Here is a 21,157-nt window from a genome sequence, read left to right on the forward strand (position 1 = left end):
CCCGCCCCGTTGCACTCAGTCCGATCGCCCGATCCGATTCGCCCAGCCTCGACAGCCCGATCTGCCCAGAATGTTGCAATGACGGCTGACGGCTGACGGCTGACGGCTGACGGCTGACGGGTCCGGATACGGTTTGCTCCGTTGCTCCGTTGCTCCGTTGCTCCGTTGCTCCGTTGCTCAAGGCTGCGTGGCCACTCAGCCGTCGTACGCGGTCAGCCCCCAGTCAACGAAGCAACCCCTGGTGACGGCTGGGAGTTCCGGCCGTAGTTCATGGCTGCGAGATGGTCGGTGACAGCGCCGTCAGCGACGGCCGGACCCTTCGAGCCGTCGTTTGCGGCTGGTTCTGGTCGACGAAGCGACCACCAACGACGGCCGAGCGTGTCGAGCCGTTGCCCATGGCTCGTTCAGGTCGGCGAATCTGCCGTTGGTGACGGCTGAGCGGATCGGGCCGTTACTGACGGCTGGTCCTGACCGGAGAATCCGCCGCTGGCGACGGCCGGGTGATTCGAGCCGGCGGTCACGGCTCGCCCCCGGTGGCGGGAGTGCCATCGGCAACGGCTCGGTGGTACGCGGTAGCCCGAGGCAGCGGTCACGGCTGGGTTGGTTAGCCCGGTCGTTGTCTTCTGCTCACCCCGGATCGTCGGTGGGGCATGACCAACGACGTCTTCTGGACGGGGTGTCACCCGACCTCTTCTGGACGGGGTGTCATCCGACGTCTTCTGGACGGGGTATCACCCGCCGTGCCGTGATCTCGGCGACGGTCTGGTGGAGTCGCGGGCGACCGACTGCATGGCATACGGCAAACACCGGGAACGGACGTCGTCCAGCGGGCTGGGTGTCGGCACACCTGCGAGGTCAGCCGTGAGTAACGGCTGGACGGAGCACACACCGGCGAAGGCGATCTTTGGAAGGTGCCTGGGCGCAGCGCACATACGTGAGCGGCGGTCGAGTGCGGCTCTATGGCCACGTAGGCAGCATCGGGGCCGGTAGGCAGCATCGGGGCCGGTAGGCAGCATCGGGGCCGGTAGGCGGCGTCGGGGCCGGTAGGCGGCGTCGGTGGCCGAGCGGTCGGCAGGCGGGCGCAGTCGCGTCCCGCGGGATGACTCACGCCGGCGGGCTGCGACCGCGTTCCACGACCGCGTCCCATGAGATGACTCACGACTGCGGACCGCGGCGGCGACCCAAGACCGTAGATTCCGGCCCGTAGGTTCCGGCCCGTAGGTTCCGGCCCGTGGGCGCCGCCGCGGATGGGGTGGAGCGACTCACGACCGCGCGGCGGCCGTGAGTCGCAACCGAGTGAGGTTGGCGGTGAGGAGCGGTAACAGTGCCGGAGAGGGGAAGGCCGTCAGGCGGCCGGCGTGGCGGTCGCGGCCCACATCGCGGTGAAGGCGGCCGCCTCGCCCGCCAGCCAACTCTCCACGTCGCCGGGGCGGACGCCCGGGTTGGCGCGAAGGGTGACGCCCCGGCGGACGTCGACCAGGACCGGCTCGGCGTTGGGGAGGATCTGGTCCATGTGGCGGGACATCAGGTGCAGCATCGCGGTCGCCGCCTCCGGGGTCGGCGGCTCCTCGTCGAAGTGCAGGCGGACGGCTTCGCGGCGGCCGTCCTCGTAGCGGAGTCCGAAGTGTGGGTTGATCTTTACGGCCAGGGGGCCGACGGTGGCTATCGCCTCGCGGGTCTGGGCGAGGCTGACCTGGGCCGGATCACCGAGGGAGGCCAGGTAGGTCTGCGCGCCGGCGGTCACCGACTCGTAGAGCGGCTTCCACCGGTCCTTGACCAGGTCGACGACGCCGGTGAGGTAGCTGCCGCCGGTGCGGAACGCGATGTCGGCCTTCAGCGCCTTGACCATCTGGCCGTGCGGGTTGAAGCCAGACCGGCGCTCCCGCTGACGGCGCAGGCCCCCGACGAAGGTGGCCTTGGCCGGGCCGGTCCGGGAGACGTAGCGCGTGAAGCCGAGCATCGTCGCATAGGGAGGGATGACGGGGGTGGACAGGGTGGACGTGGTCACGTCGGTCTCCTCACTCGCCGCTGCGCGAAGGCGTGAACCCCCGAAGATCAGCAGCTCAGGGCCCCTCATTCGTACATACATTCTAATCGACGGGTACGACATTCCCAACGCGATACGGGGGCCGGAGCCCGACTGGCTCGCGTTCCGTCACGAGCCGCGAAACGGCTGTCCTCGCTGCACTGCCCGGCATCCATCCCGGCGGCCGCGTCCGGCAACTGTTCCCGCACCACCGCTACGTCTGCACCCGCCGCCGTTACGTCTGCACCCACAGCCGTTACGTCTGCACCCGCCACTGCTACGTCTGCACCCGCCACCGCATCTGGATCGGGCCACCCGACGTCATCGATCAGCTCTACCCGGCCCTCGATGTCCTGCCTGAGGTCGTCGCCGCGCAACGCGCCCACCTGCGGCTTCTGCGCCGACTCGGCCCGGCCGCGGCCTACGGCGCCGTGCTCACCGGCTTCCTGATCTGCGGCCACCGTTTTCGCCCACCGGCGACACCTTCGACTATGTTCGGCCGACAAGCGTCGAATCCGCCTACTGTGACACCGCCGCCGGCCCGGCAGCATGGCCTATCCGGGAGGGCTCAGCAGCTGGGCATCGCGGCGGCCGGCCATGTCTGGGACACGAGCGCAGAACATGCGCGGCCATACCGCGACGCTGATCGGACTGACTTTCATGCACGGCCGAAGTCGGCCGGAGCCTCGATCGCCTTCGCTCTGAATGCACTCGCCAGCACGTCGCCGTCGATCAGGCCGTCGAAGTCGTCATCGGTCGGCCAAGAATCGGAGTCCTCGCCCTTCAGGCTGCGCCTCAGGGTGTCATCCAGAAGATCGGCGGCCGCGGTCAACCCGAAGTAGTGCAGGGCTTCGACTGCGCGCCTGATCCGAAAGGGCTCGTTGACCTCCAAGGCGAAGGACAGGCCGCCGCCCATCACGGAGTTGTGAACACGCAGTAGGCCCGCGAGCTGATCGATGCCCGGAGGCGTGCCTTCGGGCGCGTCTCCGTCGATCCCGTAATCATTGGCTTCATTCCAGATCAGGTCGAGGTCGTCCAACACGCCGCCGCCAAGCGCAAGTACCTGCGACAGCGCAGCGATCGTCTCGTCTACTTCAGCGGGGTCAGTGTCTTTCGGCCGTTCCTGACGCCACAGGTCGACGACAGGGGTGAGCGCGTCGAGTGCTGCGCTGGTCAGGCCTTTCATGAGCTTGGGCAGTCGAGCATCGAGGGCGGGATCATTCGCGGCCAACCTTCGGAGACGCTCGCCGAACTGGTCTCCACCGACCGAAGCCGCGGCGACGATCCCGGCGGCAGCGACCACCTGATCCGGGTGGACGTCGCGTCCGACCAGTTCGGGCTGGTCTTCCACAAAGCGGAACCGCTGTTCCAGCGCTGCGGCGCGCAACTCAGGAGCCACCTCGGCGAGTTCTCTCAGGAACTCCACGGCCTCCTCGCTGGAGAAGACGTCAGCCCCGGACGCGGCCATGCTTGCTACCTCCTGATGCAAGACAGTCACCGACGTGAACCTACAAGATCAGGACGATCGACTGTCGGCCTCGCGGGATTCGGCTCGGGTCCGCCCATGCCGCCGAATCCGAAAAGCAGGTCTGGACGATCGACACCACGATCGTCCAGACCTGCTTTTCGGATCGCTGGTCAGCGGCTTGCCGTCCGCGATCTTCAACGGGAACGGACACCCCGGGAGGCCGGCGAGGTGCCGCAGGGCTTCGGCCGCGCGCCGGACGCGGAGGGGTTCGTCGACCTCCGGGGCGAATCCCGGCCCTCCACCCGGCACGGAGCCGTGGATGCACAGCGGACGGGCGAGGTGCTGGATGCCCGGGGAACGCCGTCGGGTCTTCCCCGTCCACCCCGTGGTCACAGGCGTCATTCAAGAATCAGGTGAAGGTCGTCCAGCGTGCCGACATGATGCCTCGCCACCTGCTCGGACAGGGCGATCGTCGCCGTGGAACCACAGGATCGGGAAGCTGGAGAATAAGTCTGGGATGATGATCGACATCGGCGCCTGGCGTGCCCCACAATCTCCGAATGGCACTGATCCGGGTGGATGTCGAGTCCGAGGCGTTGGAACTGAGCACGTCGATGACCGTGCTCCTGCCGGAGCGGCCGGCCGCTGACCCGCCGCCCGTCCTCTACCTGCTGCACGGGCTGACCGACGACCACACCGCGTGGACGCGTTTCACCTCGATCGAGCGGTACGCCGCCGACCGCGGACTGGCAGTGATCATGCCGCAGGTGCATCGCAGCTTCTACGCCAACGAGGCGTACGGCATGCGGTTCTGGGACTACCTGTCGGTCGAGGTGCCGGCCACCGTCGCCCGGTTCTTCCGGGTGTCGGCCCGCCGGGAGGACACCTTCGTCGCCGGGCTGTCGATGGGCGGCTACGGGGCGATCAAGTGGGCGCTGCGCGAGCCGGAGCGGTTCGCGGCCGCCGCGACGCTGTCCGGCGCGCTTGATCTCGCGTACATCCAAGAACATGATCGCAGGCCGCACATTCGCGCCCTGGCCTCGCGGGTCTTCGCCGACCGGATCGTCGCGGGCGGGGACGAGGACCTGATGCACCTGGTCCGGGTCGCCGATCCGGACCGGCTGCCGCGGCTGATCCTGCGGTGCGGCAGCGAGGATCACCTGCTGGCGCAGAACCGGCGGTTCACCGCGGCGTGCGCGACGGCCGGGGTGCCGCTGGACGCCGAACTCAGCCCGGGCGGGCACACCTGGGACTACTGGGACAGTCAGATCCCCGGTGTGCTCGACCGGCTCCTGGCGCGGGCCCGCACCAGGAGCTGACGGCGGTCAGGGCGGCCCCGGGCCCGTACCTGGTACGGCCCCGGGTCAGCACCAGGAGCTGACGACGGCGGGCCGCCGAGGTGACACCTATTCGTCGCGGGACTGTTCGGCGAGGAACCGCTCGAGTTCCGCGCCGAGCTCCTCGGCGGTCGGCAGCGGCGCGTCGGTGTCGGCGAGCAGGTTGCCCTGCCGGCCGCGGATGAACGCGTCGTACTGCGCCTCGAGTGAGGTGACCAGGCGGCCGGCCTGCTCGTCGTCGGCGATCTGCTTGTCGACCTCTTCGCGGACCAGCTTGGCCGAGTCGCGCAGGCCGCCGGTGGGCAGGGCCAGGCCGGTGTTCTTGGAGACCGAGTCGAGCAGCAGCTCGGCGGCCTGCGGGTAGCCGGTCTGGGCGAGGTAGTGCGGCACGTGCGCGGCGAAACCGATCGCGTCGTGGCCGGAGTTGCCGAGCCGGAACTCCAGCAGGTTGCCCACGCTGGCCGGCACCTGCACCCGTTGCAGCCAGGACTCGTGTTCGCCGAGCAGGCCCTTGTCGGTGGCGTGCGCGGTGACGCCGACCGGGCGGGTGTGCGGCACGGCCATCGGGATGGCGTTGAGTCCGACGGTCAGGCGGACCCCGAGACGTTCGATCAACGCGGTGATCGCGGCGATGAAACGTTCCCACTGCAGGTCCGGTTCGGGGCCGGTGAGCAGCAGGAACGGGGTGCCCAGCTGGTCGCGCACCAGGTGCAGGGCGAGGACCGGCTCCTCGTAGCTCTCGAACCGGTCGGACACGAAGATCATCGGGGGGCGCCGGGAACGGTAGTCGAGCATCTGGTCCAGGTCGAAGGTGACGACGACCTCGCTCTCCAGATGTTCCAGGAGGTGATCCTGGGCGAGCTGGACGGCGCTGCCGGCGTCGACGAACCCGGTGAGCGCCTGGATGAGCACCGGGCCGTCCAGGTCCGGCAGGTCACCGGTGACCTCATAGAGCCCGTGTGGGTCGAGCACGCTGCGGACCTCCCTCTCACAGACCCGCTGACGCGGGTCCTCCTGCCAACAGCCCGGCGGCCCGGTTCATTCCGGGTACGGCGCGGGCATGTTCGAAATCATCGCGTACGCACCGGAGCACGCCGACGGTCACCCGGGCATGTGCCGGGAATCCGACTCTGTGACGGCGACCACCGAGCGTGTCGATGGACGTGCGCGCATCCGCCACAATGAGGGCAGATCCACTTCCTTCGGCCCCCACGGAGTGATCTATGAGCCAAGCCTCCGCACCTCTCGACTCGTCCGCCGCCGACACCGCGACGCCACCGGGTTCCCTGTGGGCCCGGATGCGAGCCGATCCGCAGTACGCGCCCGAGCATCTGGCGCTGGAGGCGGTCCGCCGTCTCGGCCCGGAGGCGTCCCGCTGGCACGACCGGATGCGTGACGAGCAGCCGGATGCGAGCCCGGACGAGCTCGCCGACCAGGCGGTCAAACATTTCCTCACGCTGGCCCGGGTGTCCGGCGCGGTCTCGGGTGTGGCCGGCCTGCCCGGTGCGGTGCTCGACGTCGGCGTGCTGGCCTGGACCCAGGCGCGGCTGGTGCTGCACGTCGCGGCGGCGTACGGCGTCGATCCCACCGCGCAGGAGCGGGCCACCGACCTGCTGGTGCTGCAGCGGGTGCACAAGGTCGCCGAGTCGGCCCGGATCGCGCTGGGTGTGGCGGCCGGCCGGGAACGCGCCAGTCGCATCTTCACCGGTTCCGGGAGTCGTCCGCTCGGCGGTGTGCTTCTCAAGCTCGGCGTCAAGCTGGCGCAGATGGCCGGGGTCCGCGCCGCGAAGCGGATGTTCGCCAAGGTGGTGCCGGGCGCCGGAGTGATCCTCGGCACCTGGGCCAATTCGGCGGCCACCAAGGATCTGTCCCGCCGGGCCCGCGAGCACTACCGGCCGGGGCCGCCTCAGTAATATGCCGGGAAGTCCGATCTTCCTGGTATGCGGGGATTTCGCAGGCGGGCTGCCGTCGCGGCGCTGGCGGCTGCCGCCGTACCGGTGATGCTGGTCGCCGCCTGCGATTCCGGGACCTCGCAGCCGGAGACCAGCCCGACGCCGCGTCCCGGCGGCAACTGGATTCGGCTGCAGCAGGGCAGGGTGGTCGCGTCCCCGTCGACGAAGGCCGGTGCGCTCGCGGCGGACCCGTCGCTGATGCTGCCGACCCTGCCGTCGTCGCGGGCGTCGAGCGGGTCGTCCACCTCGGTGACCTGTCCGCCGGTGCCCGCGGTCGGCAACGGCATCAACGGGCTGACCGTGGTGCCGTCCCGGACCAGTGCCGTCGTGACCTGGTACAACCAGGGCGGCAGCGACATCGTGGAGTACCGCCTGACCGCGATCAGCCAGGACCTGGTCGCCGGCGAGCAGGCCGAGGTGGGCTGGGTCACCTCCACACCGGTGGGCTGCGGTGAGACGAGCGCCACGCTGACCGGACTGCAGCCGGACACGCCGTACCAGTTCTCGGTGGACGTGGTCCGCACGCGTACCGGGCTCGATGGTGTCTACGCCCACACCGTGGCCCGCTCGGGAGTCATATCCACCACTGCGTGACCAGCGGGGGGAGTATCTAAGCTCTCCGGCATGGAGAGCATCATCGACACGGTCGTCCTCGTGGCGATCTCGGTCGTCGGCGCCGCACTGGCCCGGCGACTCGGCTTCGTGGCCCCGTTGGTGCTGCTCGTCGCGGGTCTGGGGTTGTCGTACGTGCCGGGGTTCCCGGAAGCCCACCTGGAACCGGAGCTGGTGCTGATCGGGATCCTGCCGCCGCTGCTGTACGTGGCGGCCCTGCAGACGTCGGTGCCCGCGTTCCGCCTCGCGTTGCGTCCCATCCTGCTGCTCGCGGTGGGTCTCGTCACGCTGACCGCGGTGATTGTCGGGTATCTCGTACACCTGCTGCTGCCGGACGTGCCGCTGGCCGCGTGTGTGGCGCTGGGGGCGATCGTCGCCCCGCCGGACGCGGTCTCCGCGACCGCCATCGCCCGCCGGGTCGGCCTGCCGCGACGGGTGGTCACCATCCTCGAGGGCGAGAGCCTGCTCAACGACGCGACCGCGCTGGTCATGGTCCGGGTGGCGGCCGGTGCGCTGGGCGGCGCGACGGTCGGGTTCGCCGAGATCGGCCAGGAGGTGGCGCTCAAGGCGGGCGGCGGTCTGCTGATCGGCCTGGTGTTCGCGGTCGCCGCGGCGTGGCTGCACCGCAGGATCGAGGATCCGCTGCTCGACGACGCGGTGTCGCTGCTCACCCCGTTCGTGGTGGTGATCGTCGCGGAGGAGCTGCACACGTCGAGCGTGGTGGCCGTGGTGATCGCCGGGCTCTACCTCGGGCACCGGATCCCGTACCTGCTCTCGGCCACCTCCCGGCTGCAGACCGACGCGTTCTGGCGACTGGTCATCTTCCTGCTGGAGGGTGTCGTCTTCCTGCTGGTCGGCCTGCAGCTGCGGACGGTGGTCGCCGAGATCGAGACGCCGATGGGCACCACCGTGCTGGTCACCGGACTGGTGTTCCTGGTCCTGGTGGTGGTCCGGTTCGCCTGGATGTACCCGGCGACCTACCTGGCCCGGCTCATCCCGCGGATCCGCAACCGCGAGCAGCGCCCACCGGCCGCGGTGCCGACCGTGATCGCCTGGGCGGGCATGCGCGGCGTGGTGACCCTGGCGGCCGCGCAGACCCTGCCGGAGCCGGGGGTGGACGGGGTGCCGGACTACCCGCGGGAGCTGTTCGTCTTCGTCGCCTTCGCGATCATCGTGCTGACCCTGCTGGTGCAGGGCACCACGCTGCCGGGGCTGGCCCGCCGGCTGAAGGTCCGCGAGGACACCAGTGCCGAGGACGCGCTGGCCGAGGCCGGGGTGCAGCACGCCGCCGGTCAGGCCGCGGTGAAGGCCCTGGAGGAGCACGCGGACGGCGCCCCGCCCTCGGTCGTCGACCGGCTGCGCGGTCTGGTGGAGAGCCGTTCCAACAACGCCTGGGAACGTCTGGGCAGCCAGGAGCGGGAAACCCCGTCGGCGGCGTACGGCCGGTTGCGCCGCGAGATGATCAGAGCCGAACGGCACGTCTTCAAGATCGCCCGTAATGAGGGGCGGATCCCGGAGGAGGTGCTGGTCCGGGCTCAACGTGAACTGGACCTCGAAGAATCCCAGCTGCAACGGAGTGACGATTGAGCTGTCAGCATCTCAAAGAGGCGACCGACCACGCGCCGCTGAGCGCCTACGAGGGTGGCTGCCCGCCCTGCGTGGCCGCCGGTTTCGACGACTGGGTGCACCTGCGGCTGTGCCTGAGCTGCGGCCTGGTGGCCTGCTGCGACTCGTCGCCGCGGCAGCACATGTCCGCGCACTTCGCCGCGGAGCGCCACCCGGTGATGCGCTCGTTCGAACCGGGTGAGGCGTGGCGCTGGTGTTTCGAGGACCACCAGATCGGCTGAGGAGGGGATCTTCGGATCGGCTGGGGAGAGAACCTCCGGATCGGCTGATCAGAGTGTGGCGGAGCGGGTCGCCGGGACGTGCGTGAGGACGTGTTCGGCCTCGCGGGCGACCCGGCCGGCGTCGTCGGACAGGGTCGTGGCGTACACGGCGGCGGTGGCGGCGGCGATCGACGGCCAGGTGAAGGCGTCCCGCACCCGCCGCAGGGCGTGCTGGGCCAGGGCGCGGGCGTACCCGCGGTCGGCCAGCACGGCACCGACCGCCGCGGCCAGCGCGTCCGGGTCGCCGGGGGTGAACTTTACGCCGGTCACCCCGTGCTCGACGATCGCCGCGAGGCCGCCGGTGTCGGCCACCGCCACCGGCGTGCCGGCCGCCGCGGCCTCCAGCGCGACCATGCCGAACGGCTCGTAGATGCTCGGCACCACGTAGCAGTCCGAGGCACCCATCAGCGCGGTCAGCTCGTGACCGCCGAGAAACCCGCTGAAGGTCACCCGCGCGTCGGCGAGATCTTCGAGCTCCTTCTTGTACGGGCCGTCGCCCGCGATCACCACGCGGAGGCCGGGGAACCGCCCGGTGAGGGCCGGGAGTGCCGCCAGGAGCAGCTGGACGCCCTTCTCGTAGACCAGGCGGCCGGCGAAACTGATCAGTGGGCCGTCCCCGGCGTACCGTTCCCGGGCGGCGGCGACCGCCCGGGGCCGGGCCCGCCAGCGCAGCGTGTCGACCCCGTTGGCGACCACGTCCACCCGGTCCGGGGCCGCTCCGAAGAGCCTCCCGGCCTCGGTGCGCATGTACTCCGAACAGACGATCACCCGGACCGCCTCGGTGGTGAGCCACCGTTCGATGTCGTCGATCGTGCGGTTGTGCGGGTGCGGCAGCCAGCCCTGGTGCCGGCCGGACTCGGTGGCGTGCACCGTGGCGACCAGCGGCACGTCCAGGTGGTCGCGCAGGGTGACCGCGGTGTGGGCGACCAGCCAGTCGTGCGCGTGCACCACGTCGTACCGGCCGGTGCGGGCGGCCCGCAGCGCGGCCCGGGTGAGCGTGTGCTGGAAGGACAGCGCCCAGGGCAGCATGTCGCCGCCGGCGACGGTGAACACCGGTGGGTCGTCCGGCGCGCGGATCACCCGGACGCCCTCGGTGTACTCCTCGAGCGGGGCGCCGGGCGCGTGCCGGGTGACCACGGTGACGTCGTGGCCGGCGGCGGCCAGCGCCGCGGACAGTGCGTGCACGTGCCGTCCGAGGCCGCCGACCAGCAGCGGCGGGTACTCCCAGGACAGCATGAGAATTCTGGTCATCACCCGTGGCCTCGTTCGGTCCGCAGCATCTCGGCGACCGCGAGCGCGGAGAACGGGCGGCCGGTGGCCCGGTGCGGCGGTTCGCCGTCCGCGGCCTCACCCACCGATCCGACACCGGATTCGGCCAGGTGCGCACGCAAACCGGTGAGGAGACCCTCGACCGGGTGGCCGGTGGCGGCGCAGGCGTCCGCGTACGGGCCGATCCACCACGGCCGGACCGCGCCCTGCTCGGGGTGCCCGCTCTGGTAGCCGTACTCGGTGGGCGCCAGGGTACGCAGCCCGAGCGGGGTGAGCAGGGCCTCGCCGGGGCCGCGCAGCCGGTGGCCGGGCTGTCCGCGCATCGGGGCGTGCGGCAGCGACCAGGCGAGCAGTTGGTGCGGCCGCAGCGACGGGTCGTCGTGGTGGGCGCCGGCCCCGAGCGGGTAGGTCGTGGCGGGACCTTCGACCACGTCGTACAGCCAGCCTTCGGGGGCCGGGAAGCGGGCCAGGAACGCGGTACGGGCCCGGGCGTGCAGTCCGCGGGGTTCGCGGTCGTCGCGTCCGGCCTCGGTGAGCAGGTCGGCCATGGCGGCCAGCGCGTTCACCCACAGCGCGTTGAGCTCGACCGGTTTGCCGACCCGGGCCGGGAGGAGCCCGCCGGCCGGTGGGTCGTGCCGGAGCAGGCCGTCTGCCGGGTCCAGGGTGACCGGTCCGGAGCCGTCCAGGAGCTGTCGCAGGTGCCGGCCGAGGGGTGCGACCAGGCGGGCCGCCAGGTCGGTGTCGCCGGTCCGGGTCACGTGCCGGTCGACCGCGTGCACCAGCCACAGCGGGTCGTCCGGCGCGGCCGCCGCGGCGATCAGCAGCTCCCGGCCCTCGTCGGCGCGGCCGGTCGCCAGGAACAGGCCCTCGTACGCGGGCAGCACCTCGTGCCGGGATCCGTCGTCCCACGGGTAGCCGGGGAGGACGCCGGGGCCCTCCGGGGTGCAGACGACGAACCGGTCTGCGGCGATCGTGAGCTGCGCCGCGTACCCCTCGGATTTGGCGGTCGTGATCAGACGATGAGCGCGCTCGCGCTCCGCGGCGGTGACCACCGACGCGGCCGGCGGCCGTTGACCGAGGAGGCCGGACCAGGCGGAGATCTCCAGCGTGTCGCCGGCCGCGACCTGGCGGGTGAAGGACCCGGCCAGCCAGAGGTCGGCGCCGGCGGCGTCCTCGCGGGTGTACGCGCCCAGGTGCGCCACCCCGGCCGTCTGCCAGCCCGGTCCGAGGAGTCGGCACACGCCGCCGAGGACGGTGCCGCCGGCGACGGGGGTGGCCTCGGCGGGCCGGTCGAGCATCACCGCGACCGACAGTCCGACGGGTGCGGGTGCGCTGACCACCCGGTGCACCACGGCGAGTGACGGGTGTCCGTGGTGCAGCGCCAGTTCCCGCTCGACGACCACGTCGCCGATCCGCCAGCGCCAGCGCGGCAGGCCGCCGTCCAGCGTGAACGACTCGAGGAGGTGGTGCCCGCACGGATCGACGGTGCCGGAGGCCCACTGGTGACTGTAGAGCGGGATCCGGGTGCCCGAGGCGAGTGTCACAGTCAGGTCGAGCGCGGTCAGCGCCAGCTGATCAGAAACGGTCAGGAGCGTGTGTTGTCGACGGGTGCGCAGGCCGCCGGCCGTGCCCGTGGCGAACCCGCCCAGACCGTCGGTGACCAGCCACTCCCGCCCGGCCCCGCCGGTGGCGTCGAGAGATCCGCAGACCTGCGGACCGAAGCTGAAGTGATCACATGGCACCACGATGCCTCAATGCTCGATATCGAGCGCGCCAAACCCCCGGACGGGGAGATATCGGCGGCTAACCGGACAGTCGGGCCGACGTTATCAGTCAATTCCGAGAGAATGGCCGCAGACGCGGCACGCCGGGTTTGCCGATCCACCGGATGGGCAAAGCCTCACCCGCCGCGTGCGCACAGCGACGGCTGAGGGGTAGGAGCACGACATGCAGGTCTGGCCTGGTCACCGGTACCCGTTGGGGGCCACGTACGACGGGACGGGCACTAACTTCGCGATCTTCTCCGAGGTGGCCGAGGCGGTGGAGCTCTGTCTCTTCGACCCCTCCGGCAACGAACGCAAGGTCCAGCTGCACGAGCAGGACGCGTTCGTCTGGCACGCTTACCTTCCGGGAGTGGAGCCGGGCCAGCGGTACGGATATCGCGTCTACGGTCCCTACGAGCCGCACCGCGGGCTGCGCTGCAACCCGCACAAGCTGCTGCTCGACCCGTACGCCCGGGCGATCGACGCGGACATCGACTGGCATCCTTCGCTGTACGCGTACGACTTCGCCAACCCGGATCAGATGTCGGATCTGGACTCGGCGCCCTACATGGCCAAGGGCGTGGTGGTGAACCCGTACTTCGACTGGGGGAACGACCGCCGTCCGGACATCCCGTACCACCACTCGGTGATCTACGAGACGCACGTCAAGGGGCTGACCCAGCGGCACCCGGAGATCCCGAAGGACATGCGCGGGACGTACTCCGCGATCGGCCACCCGGCGACCATCGAGCACCTGAAGAGCCTCGGGGTGACCGCGGTCGAGCTGATGCCGGTGCACCAGTTCGTGCACGACAACCGGCTGCACGACCTGGGCCTGCGCAACTACTGGGGCTACAACACGCTGGGCTTCTTCGCGCCGTACCACGGGTATTCGGCGATGGGCTCGCTGGGACAGCAGACCCAGGAGTTCCGCGGGATGGTCAAGGCCCTGCACGCGGCCGGCATGGAGGTCATCCTCGACGTGGTCTACAACCACACGGCCGAGGGCAACCACCTGGGACCGACGCTGTCGCTCAAGGGCATCGACAACCGGACGTACTACCGGCTCGTCGACGACCAGCCGCAGTTCTACATGGACTACACCGGCACCGGCAACAGCCTCAACGTCCGCAGCCCGCAGAGCCTGCAGCTGATCATGGACTCGCTGCGGTACTGGGTGACCGAGATGCACGTCGACGGCTTCCGCTTCGACCTGGCGTCCACCCTGGCCCGCGAGTTCTACGACGTCGACCGGCTCTCCACGTTCTTCGAGGTGGTCCAGCAGGACCCGGTGGTCGGCCAGGTCAAGCTGATCGCCGAGCCGTGGGACGTCGGCCCCGGCGGTTACCAGGTGGGCAACTTCCCGCCGAACTGGACCGAGTGGAACGGAAAATACCGCGACACGGTCCGCGACTTCTGGCGCGGCGAGCCGGCCACCCTGGCGGAGTTCGCGTCCCGGATCACCGGGTCGGCCGACCTCTACCAGGACGACGGCCGCAAGCCGTTCCACTCGATCAACTTCGTGACGGCGCACGACGGGTTCACGCTCAACGACCTGGTGTCGTACAACGACAAGCACAACGACGCCAACGGCGAGGAGAACCGGGACGGCGAGAGCCACAACCGGTCCTGGAACTGCGGCATCGAGGGGCCGACCGAGGACGCCGGGGTGCTCGAACTGCGGGCCCGGCAGCGGCGCAACTTCCTGGCCACGCTGATGCTCAGCCAGGGCGTGCCGATGATCTCGCACGGCGACGAGCTGGGCCGCACCCAGCAGGGCAACAACAACGCGTACTGCCAGGACGACGAGATCAGTTGGATCGACTGGGAGAACGCCGACGAGCGCCTGCTCGACTTCGCCCGCAAGCTGACCGCCTTCCGCCACCGGCACCAGGTGTTCCAGCGCCGGCGGTTCTTCACCGGCCTGCCGGTGACCGCGCGCGGCGGCGGTGACCCGCTGCCGGACCTGGCCTGGTTCACCCCGGACGGGCGGCAGATGGCCGGCGAGGACTGGGGCAACGACTTCGGCCGGGCGGTCGCCCTCTTCGTCAACGGTGAGGGCATCAGGGAACGCGGTCAGTACGGCCAGCGGCACGTGGACAGCTCGTTCCTGCTCTTCTTCAACGCGCACGACGCGCCGCTCGAGTTCGCCACGCCTCCCGCGGAGTACGGGGAGAAGTGGGAGACAGTGATCGAAACCGCCGACCCGTCCCCGGATCGTCCGTCGGTCGTGGAGGCCGGCCACACGATCTGGGTGCCGGACCGCTCCCTCATCGTGCTGGACAGGACGGTTTGATGCACCACCCCAGCAGTACCTATCGAGTCCAGGTCCGTCCCGACTTCCCGCTGAAGGCCACCGCCGAGCTCGCCGAGTACCTGGCCGACCTCGGAGCGAGCCACCTCTACACCGCGCCCCTGCTCGTCGCGACGCCCGGCTCCGAGCACGGGTACGACGTGGTGGACCACTCCCAGGTCAATCCGGCGCTGGGCGGCGCCGAGGGGCTCACGAAGCTCAGTCAGGCCCTGAAGGCGGCTGATCTGGGCCTGGTGGTCGACATCGTGCCCAACCATGCCGGGGTGGCGGTTCCGGCCGCCAACCCCACGTGGTGGGACGTCCTTCGCCACGGCCGCAAATCCGAATTCTCCAATTTTTACGATATCGACTGGTCACGTGGCCGGATCCTCATCCCGGTCCTCGCCGACGACCCGGACGCGCTCGACCACCTGAGGATCGAGGACGGCGAGCTCCGCTACTACGACAAGCGGTTCCCGATCGCCGACGGCACCGGCGACGGCACCGCCCGCGAGGTCCACGACCGGCAGCACTACGAGCTGGTCAACTGGACCCGCGGCGACAGCGAGCTCAACTACCGGCGGTTCTTCGGCATCGTCGACCTGGCCGGCCTGCGGGTCGAGGACCCGGCCGTCTTCGACGCCACACACGCCGAGATCCTCCGCTGGTACCGCGAGGGCCTGATCCAGGGCATCCGCGTCGACCACCCGGACGGCCTGCGCGACCCCGGAGACTATCTGCGGCGGCTGCACGAGGCCGCCCCGGACGCCTGGCTGGTGGTCGAGAAGATCCTCGAACCGGGGGAGACGCTCCCCGACTGGCCGGTCGCCGGAACCACCGGATACGACGCGATGGCCGAGGTCTGCGGCGTCTTCGTGGACGGAAGCACCGAGGCGTTCTTCGACACCCTCGATCACCACCTGACCGGCGGCACGACGTCCTGGCAGGACCTGGTGCACCAGACCAAGTCGGCGATCGCGACGCGTACCCTCGCCGCGGAACTCGCCCGTCTCGCCCGCCTGGTGCCGGAGATCGAGGCGGCGCCGAAGGCGCTCGCCGAGCTGGCCGCCTGCTTCCCGGTCTACCGCTCCTACCTGCCGGAGGGCGGCCGGTACCTGGCGAAGGCCCGCTCCGAGGCCGGCCGGCGCAACCCGCAGCTGATCGGCGTGCTGGACCAGCTCACCGCCCGGCTGCGCAACCCGGGCGACGAACTCGCCGCCCGCTTCCAGCAGTTCACCGGTGCGGTGATGGCCAAGGGCGTGGAGGACACCGCGTTCTACCGCTGGACCCGGTTCGCCGCCCGCAACGAGGTCGGCAACGACCCGTGCGACTTCGGGCTGACCCCCGACCAGTTCCACGAGGCCTCGGAGAACCGCCTGCGGTCCTGGCCGCACTCGATGACCTCGCTCGCCACCCACGACACCAAGCGCGGCGAGGACGTCCGGGCCCGGCTGGCGGTGCTCGCCGAGGTGCCCGGCGACTGGACCGAGGTGGTGCGCCGGTGGGTCCGGGCCGCTCCGCTGCCCGATCCGGCGCTGGCCCATCTGATCTGGCAGGTCGCGGTCGGTGCCTGGCCGATCTCCCGGGAGAGGCTTCTCGCGTACGCGGTGAAGGCCGCCCGCGAGGCCGGAACCGGGACCACCTGGGTCCGTCCCGACGAGGGTTTCGAGTCGGCGCTGAAGGCGATGGTCGACAAGATCTACGACGACCCGGCCCTGCACCGGGAGATCGCCGACTTCGCCGGGTCGATCACGCCGCCCGGCCGGTCGAACTCGCTCGGCCAGAAGCTGATCCAGCTCACCATGCCCGGCATCCCGGACGTCTACCAGGGAACCGAGCTCTGGGACCACTCGCTCGTCGACCCGGACAACCGCCGGCCGGTGGACTTCACCGAGCGGCGGGAGCTGCTCGGCCGCATCGACGACGGCTGGCTGCCGCCGGTGGACGACACCGGCGCGGCCAAGCTGCTGGTCACCAGCCGGGTGCTGCGCCTGCGCCGGCAACGCCCGGAGCTGTTCACCGGATACCGGCCGATCTTCGCCGAGGGCCGGGTCGGTGAGCACGTGCTCGCCTTCGACCGCGGCGGCGTGGTGGCGGTCGCCACCCGGCTGCCGGTCGGATTGTCACGGCACGGCGGCTGGCACGACACGGCACTGTCACTCGACGGCAACAGTTGGACGGAAGTGTTCACCGGTGTCGGTTACGGCGGCACCCGTCTTCCGGTGGCCGAGCTCCTGCACACCTATCCCGTCGCTCTCCTGGTGAAAGAATGACTGTCTTCGAAGTCTGGGCACCGGAGAAACCGGTCACGCTGCGGGTCGGCGACGTCGACCACGAGATGGAGCCGGCCGAGCACGGCTGGTGGCACGCCGACGTCCCGGCCGAGCCCGGCACCGACTACGGCTTCCTGCTCCCCGACCGCGACCAGCCACTGCCCGACCCGCGGTCGATGTGGCAGCCGGACGGCGTGCACGGGCTCAGCCGGGTCTACGACCACGCCGCCTTCGACTGGACCGACCAGGGCTGGACCGGCCGGCAGCTGCCCGGCGCGATCCTCTACGAGCTGCACGTCGGCACGTTCACCCCGGAGGGGACCTTCGACGCCGCGATCGAGCGGCTGGACCACCTGGTCGACCTCGGCGTCGACATGGTCGAGCTGCTGCCGGTCAACGCCTTCAACGGCACGTACAACTGGGGCTACGACGGGGTCTGCTGGTATGCGCCGCAGGAGTCGTACGGCGGTCCGGACGCGCTGAAGCGGTTCGTCGACGCGGCCCACGCCAAGGGCCTCGGCGTGCTGCTAGACGTGGTCTACAACCACTTCGGGCCCAGCGGTGCGTACGCGCCGATGTTCGCGCCGTACACCGGCGCCTCGAACAGCTGGGGCGCCTCGGTCAACCTCAACGGCCCCGGCTCCGACGAGGTCCGCCGGTACATCATCGACAACGTGCTGATGTGGCTGCGCGACTACCACTTCGACGGCCTGCGGCTGGACGCCGTGCACGCGCTGCACGACGAGGGCGCGGTGCACCTGCTCGAACAGATGGCCGTCGAGGTGGAGTCGCTCTCCACCCGGCTGCGCCGGCCGCTCTCGCTGGTCGCCGAGTCCGACCTCAACGACCCCAAGATGATCACCCCGCGGGAGGGCGGCGGCCTCGGCCTGCACGCCCAGTGGGACGACGACGTGCACCACGCCCTGCACACCCTGCTCACCGGGGAACGCCAGGGCTACTACGGCGACTTCGGGTCGCTGGACTGCCTGCGGACCGTCCTGGAAGGCGCCTTCTTCCACGCCGGCACCTGGTCCAGCTTCCGGGAGCGCCGGCACGGCCGTCCGGTGGACCGGCAACGCGTTCCCGGCCACCGGTTCGTGACGTTCCTGCAGAACCACGACCAGATCGGCAACCGGGCGATCGGCGACCGGCTCACCGCCACCCTGTCGCCGGGGCTGCTGCGGGTCGGCGCGACCCTGCTGCTCACCTCGCCGTTCACCCCGATGCTGTTCATGGGGGAGGAGTGGGCCGCCTCCAGCCCCTGGCAGTACTTCACCTCGCACCCCGAGCCGGACCTGGCCGACGCGGTCCGCAACGGCCGGCGGCGCGAGTTCGCCCGGCACGGCTGGGCCGAGGCGGAGGTGCCCGACCCGCAGGACCCGGCCACCTTCGAGCGGTCCAAGCTCGACTGGTCCGAGCGGGAGAAACCGGGCCACAGCGAGATCCTGGATCTCTACAAACGGCTGATCCGGCTGCGGCGCGAGACGCCCGGACTCGCCGACCCGTGGCTGCACCAGGTCGAGGTGTGGCACGGCGACCAGCACCTGGTGGTCCGCCGCGGGCCGTGCGTGGTGGCGGCGAACCTGGCCGCGACCACCCAGACGGTGAGCCTGCGGTCGGTGCCGCGGGCGGTCCTGCTGGCCACGTCCCCGGGCGTGATCGTCGAACGGGACCGTCTGGTGCTTCCGGCGGAGAGTGCGGCCGTCGTCTCCGTACGCTGACCATGTGACCCCACACCGCACCCAGCGGGCCGTGACCGCGGCGATCCGAGGCTACCGGCGGATCTCGCCGCGGCTGCCCACCCGCTGCCGTTACACGCCCACCTGCAGCGCCTACGCCCTGGCCGCGATCGAGCGGCACGGGCTGCGCCGCGGGCTCCGGCTGGCCCTCGGGCGCTGGGTGCGGTGCGGGCCACGTGTCCCTCCGGGTACGCCGGACGCCGTTCCGTGACATCGGTGGGACACCATGGCCTCTCCGGGGGAGGGAGCATGGCGCCATGGACGACACCAACGAGGAGTCCGTACCACCACCGCGGGGTGTGCGCTGGCCGCGACAGTGGACCGGTGACCGGGACTGGATCCGGCAGGTCACCAACGAGGTGAACCGGCTGCGCGGCCGGCCGGTGGTCCCGGACGAACCGGCCACCGTCGAGGAGATCGTCTCGCAGACCATCGCCGAGCAGGAAGTGATCGAGGAGATCGTCTCCGAGATCGAGCATCGGCGGATCAGCAACAGCGGCCAGCAGTTCCGGGTCTGGCGCCTCGCCGGACTGGGGTTGCTGCTGGTGCTGGTGCTGCTGGTCACCCTGGTCCGGCTGCTGGCCGGCGGGCCTCCCACGGTCGACGAGCTGCGCGCCGAGTCCGGTGTGGACACCTGGAAGCAGCTCGCCGTCGGTGTCAAGGACGACCAGTACGGCACCGCGTTCTACGACGAATCCACCGGGATCTGGTCCGGGTTCGACATCGACATCGCGTACATGATCGCGGAGGATCTCGGTTTCCGCCGGCAGGACGTGCGCTTCTACGGCATGGAGAGCGAAGACCGCGCCCGCATGCAGGCCACCGACGCGGTGACCGGCGAGCGGGTCCCGGTGCAGATGGTGATCGCGAGCTACAGCATCACCGGTGAGCGCGAGGCGATGGCCGGTGTCACGTTCTCCCAGTCCTACCTGTACACCGAGCAGTCCGCGCTGACCCTGAACCCGCACGAGCGGCTCTCCTCGTTCGAGGACATGGCCGGCCGTGAGGTCTGCACGCTCTCCACCGCGACCAGCCTGACCGCCCTGGAGAACGCCGGGGCGATCGTGACCCGCAAGAACCGGATCAGCGAGTGCGTCACCGAGCTGAACGCGCGGCGGGTCGACGCGGTGAGCACCGATGCGGCGATCCTGGCCGGTTACAAGTTCAAGTTCCCCGAGAAGTACGCCCACTGGGATCTGGGCCTGGACCCGACCGAGCGCTGGGGCGTCAACGTCGGGGAGAACCCGGCGCTGAAGACCCTCGTGGACCTCACCCTGTACCGGTCCTGGGCCGATCCCCGGGACAACCGCTGGGAGGAGGCCTTCGAGAGGAACCTCCAGGTGGAGACCGGGGTGCCCGATCAGGCGCCGATCGCGGTCCGGACGCAGCCCCGCGCCGAGCGGCCGGACGTGAGCCGCCTGCCCTGGGAGGACCCCCTAGGATGAACGAGTTCCCGGTGTTCAAGGAGCGGTCGATCGCGTCGCGGCCGAGTTTCCGGGCCGAGCTGAACTGGCTGCTCGCCGTGCTCCCGGGCTTCCCGCTGTTGATGTTGATTCTGCGGCTGTGGTACCTCAGTCGTCAGGATCTGCCGACCATGCTGCTGCTCGTGCAGTACATCAACCCGCTGGGCATGCTCGGTGCGCTGTTCATCACGCTGAGCTGGATCATCCCGGCGGCGATCCTGGTGATCCGGGTGCTCGGCGGTCTGCTGCTGGTGAGCGCGCCGGGCCGGGCCGCCTCGTCGTTCCTGGCCGTGGCGGCGCTGCGGATGCCCGGTTGGGTGGTCGGGATGGCCGCGGTGATCGCCGCGTTCTCCTGGCAGCTGCAACTGCTCCCGCTGCTGATGATGCTGATCGTGGCGATCCTGGGGCTGACCGCGGTGCAGGGTGTCGAGGCGGGGCCCTGGCTGATGCGATGGATCACACTGGGCGTGCCGGTGCTCACCGGAATCCTGGTCTGGATCTTCGTGTGGCCCGGTCTGGTCGCCGCCGTCCGGGCCGGCAACTGGGTGACCGTGCTGTTGCTGGCCGGGCCGCCGCTGTTCGGTCCGGTGCTGACCGGTCCGCTTCCGGAGAACTGGGCCCGGATCGCCACCCAGTGGCCGGCGATCGCGGCCGCGTTCGCGATGCCGTTCGTGGTCGGTGTCGTCTTTCTGCGGACGCCCGTTCTCGCGGACAGTGCGGTCGAGACGATCGCGGCGACCGGGGAGGTGAATGTCGTCCGGGGGCAGCTGCTCACCGTCGACGACACCTCGACGACGATGCTGACGGCCGACGGCGAAGTGATCTTCATCCCGAACGGGGAGGTCCGATCCAAGACGCTCTGCCCTGATTCCGCCCGATCTCCCGAGAGTGGAATCGCGGTCCGTGGCTGGGCCGTCGAGACCTCCGCACTCCAGTGGATCGCACCGACACGCAAGGTGACGGAAGTCGATCCGAGGTGCCTCGGACGACCGCTGGATCCCAGCTGAGTGTATTTTGAACGACGACATGTGCGACATGCCGCCCACCACGTGCAGACAGCTTGGCATCGACCTGGC

Annotated in this window: 16 protein-coding genes; 11 read left to right on the top strand and 5 right to left on the bottom strand. The window is 70.4% G+C overall.

What is annotated here, in order from left to right:
• Positions 1-1,345: 1,345 nt before the first annotated feature.
• Positions 1,346-1,960, bottom strand: a complete 615-nt coding sequence (locus WH85_RS12930) for a hypothetical protein (RefSeq protein WP_211275356.1) — start codon at positions 1,958-1,960, stop codon at positions 1,346-1,348.
• Positions 1,961-2,684: 724 nt separating this feature from the next.
• The gene (locus WH85_RS12935; RefSeq protein ID WP_169792438.1) at positions 2,685-3,494 is read right to left on the bottom strand and encodes a hypothetical protein; all 810 of its coding nucleotides are present in this window, start codon (positions 3,492-3,494) and stop codon (positions 2,685-2,687) included.
• Between the two features lie 560 nt (positions 3,495-4,054).
• Here WH85_RS12935 and WH85_RS12940 point away from each other — a divergent pair.
• Positions 4,055-4,813 carry an alpha/beta hydrolase gene (locus tag WH85_RS12940; RefSeq protein ID WP_045742066.1) on the top strand — a complete coding sequence of 253 codons (759 nt, stop codon included), beginning with the start codon at positions 4,055-4,057 and terminating at the stop codon, positions 4,811-4,813.
• 87 nt (positions 4,814-4,900) lie between these two features.
• Here WH85_RS12940 and WH85_RS12945 read toward each other — a convergent pair whose 3' ends face one another.
• On the bottom strand, positions 4,901-5,803 hold the full coding sequence (locus WH85_RS12945) for a proteasome assembly chaperone family protein (protein ID WP_045742067.1): 903 nt from the start codon (positions 5,801-5,803) through the stop codon (positions 4,901-4,903).
• A 251-nt stretch (positions 5,804-6,054) separates the two neighbouring features.
• Between WH85_RS12945 and WH85_RS12950 the strand changes: the two genes are divergently transcribed.
• The 4 genes from WH85_RS12950 to WH85_RS12965 are packed head-to-tail and all read left to right on the top strand — an operon-like array spanning position 6,055 to position 9,242.
• Complete coding sequence (locus WH85_RS12950; protein WP_045742068.1) at positions 6,055-6,744, top strand: EcsC family protein; 690 nt, start codon at positions 6,055-6,057, stop codon at positions 6,742-6,744.
• Positions 6,745-6,771: 27 nt separating this feature from the next.
• Entirely contained in the window at positions 6,772-7,377 is a 606-nt protein-coding gene (locus tag WH85_RS12955; protein WP_083448965.1) for a fibronectin type III domain-containing protein, read from the top strand.
• A gap of 30 nt (positions 7,378-7,407) precedes the next feature.
• Positions 7,408-8,982: a Na+/H+ antiporter gene (locus WH85_RS12960; RefSeq protein WP_045742070.1), complete on the top strand. Its 1,575-nt coding sequence runs from the start codon at positions 7,408-7,410 to the stop codon at positions 8,980-8,982.
• On the top strand, positions 8,979-9,242 hold the full coding sequence (locus tag WH85_RS12965; RefSeq protein WP_045742071.1) for a UBP-type zinc finger domain-containing protein: 264 nt from the start codon (positions 8,979-8,981) through the stop codon (positions 9,240-9,242). Before WH85_RS12960 ends, WH85_RS12965 begins: the two co-directional genes overlap by 4 nt.
• A gap of 48 nt (positions 9,243-9,290) precedes the next feature.
• On the opposite strand, the gene WH85_RS12970 is transcribed toward WH85_RS12965, so the two are convergent.
• Both WH85_RS12970 and WH85_RS50320 read right to left on the bottom strand, forming a co-directional pair.
• On the bottom strand, positions 9,291-10,532 hold the full coding sequence (locus WH85_RS12970) for a glycosyltransferase family 4 protein (protein WP_045742072.1): 1,242 nt from the start codon (positions 10,530-10,532) through the stop codon (positions 9,291-9,293).
• A complete protein-coding gene (locus WH85_RS50320) occupies positions 10,532-12,295 on the bottom strand; it encodes a glycogen debranching enzyme N-terminal domain-containing protein (RefSeq protein WP_245673920.1) in 1,764 nt (587 codons plus the stop codon). The genes WH85_RS12970 and WH85_RS50320 overlap by 1 nt, the downstream gene beginning before the upstream one ends.
• 202 nt (positions 12,296-12,497) lie before the next feature.
• Between WH85_RS50320 and glgX the strand changes: the two genes are divergently transcribed.
• Genes glgX through WH85_RS13005 form a run of 6 tightly spaced genes read left to right on the top strand, consistent with a single transcriptional unit; the run spans position 12,498 to position 21,088 of the window.
• Complete coding sequence (gene glgX, locus WH85_RS12980; protein ID WP_045742073.1) at positions 12,498-14,609, top strand: glycogen debranching protein GlgX; 2,112 nt, start codon at positions 12,498-12,500, stop codon at positions 14,607-14,609.
• A complete protein-coding gene (treY, locus tag WH85_RS12985; protein WP_045742074.1) occupies positions 14,609-16,879 on the top strand; it encodes a malto-oligosyltrehalose synthase in 2,271 nt (756 codons plus the stop codon). The genes glgX and treY overlap by 1 nt, the downstream gene beginning before the upstream one ends.
• Positions 16,876-18,600 carry a malto-oligosyltrehalose trehalohydrolase gene (treZ, locus tag WH85_RS12990; RefSeq protein ID WP_045742075.1) on the top strand — a complete coding sequence of 575 codons (1,725 nt, stop codon included), beginning with the start codon at positions 16,876-16,878 and terminating at the stop codon, positions 18,598-18,600. The genes treY and treZ overlap by 4 nt, the downstream gene beginning before the upstream one ends.
• Positions 18,601-18,604: 4 nt before the next feature.
• A complete protein-coding gene (yidD, locus tag WH85_RS12995) occupies positions 18,605-18,829 on the top strand; it encodes a membrane protein insertion efficiency factor YidD (protein WP_045742076.1) in 225 nt (74 codons plus the stop codon).
• 46 nt (positions 18,830-18,875) lie between these two features.
• A complete protein-coding gene (locus tag WH85_RS13000; RefSeq protein ID WP_052720400.1) occupies positions 18,876-20,063 on the top strand; it encodes a transporter substrate-binding domain-containing protein in 1,188 nt (395 codons plus the stop codon).
• Positions 20,060-21,088 (top strand): hypothetical protein, encoded by a 1,029-nt coding sequence (locus WH85_RS13005; RefSeq protein WP_045742077.1) that lies wholly within the window; start codon positions 20,060-20,062, stop codon positions 21,086-21,088. The genes WH85_RS13000 and WH85_RS13005 overlap by 4 nt, the downstream gene beginning before the upstream one ends.
• The last annotated feature ends 69 nt before the right edge of the window (positions 21,089-21,157 follow it).

Origin of the sequence: Actinoplanes rectilineatus (assembly GCF_000962825.1) — a bacterium.
In the GTDB taxonomy this organism is placed as follows: domain Bacteria; phylum Actinomycetota; class Actinomycetes; order Mycobacteriales; family Micromonosporaceae; genus Actinoplanes; species Actinoplanes rectilineatus.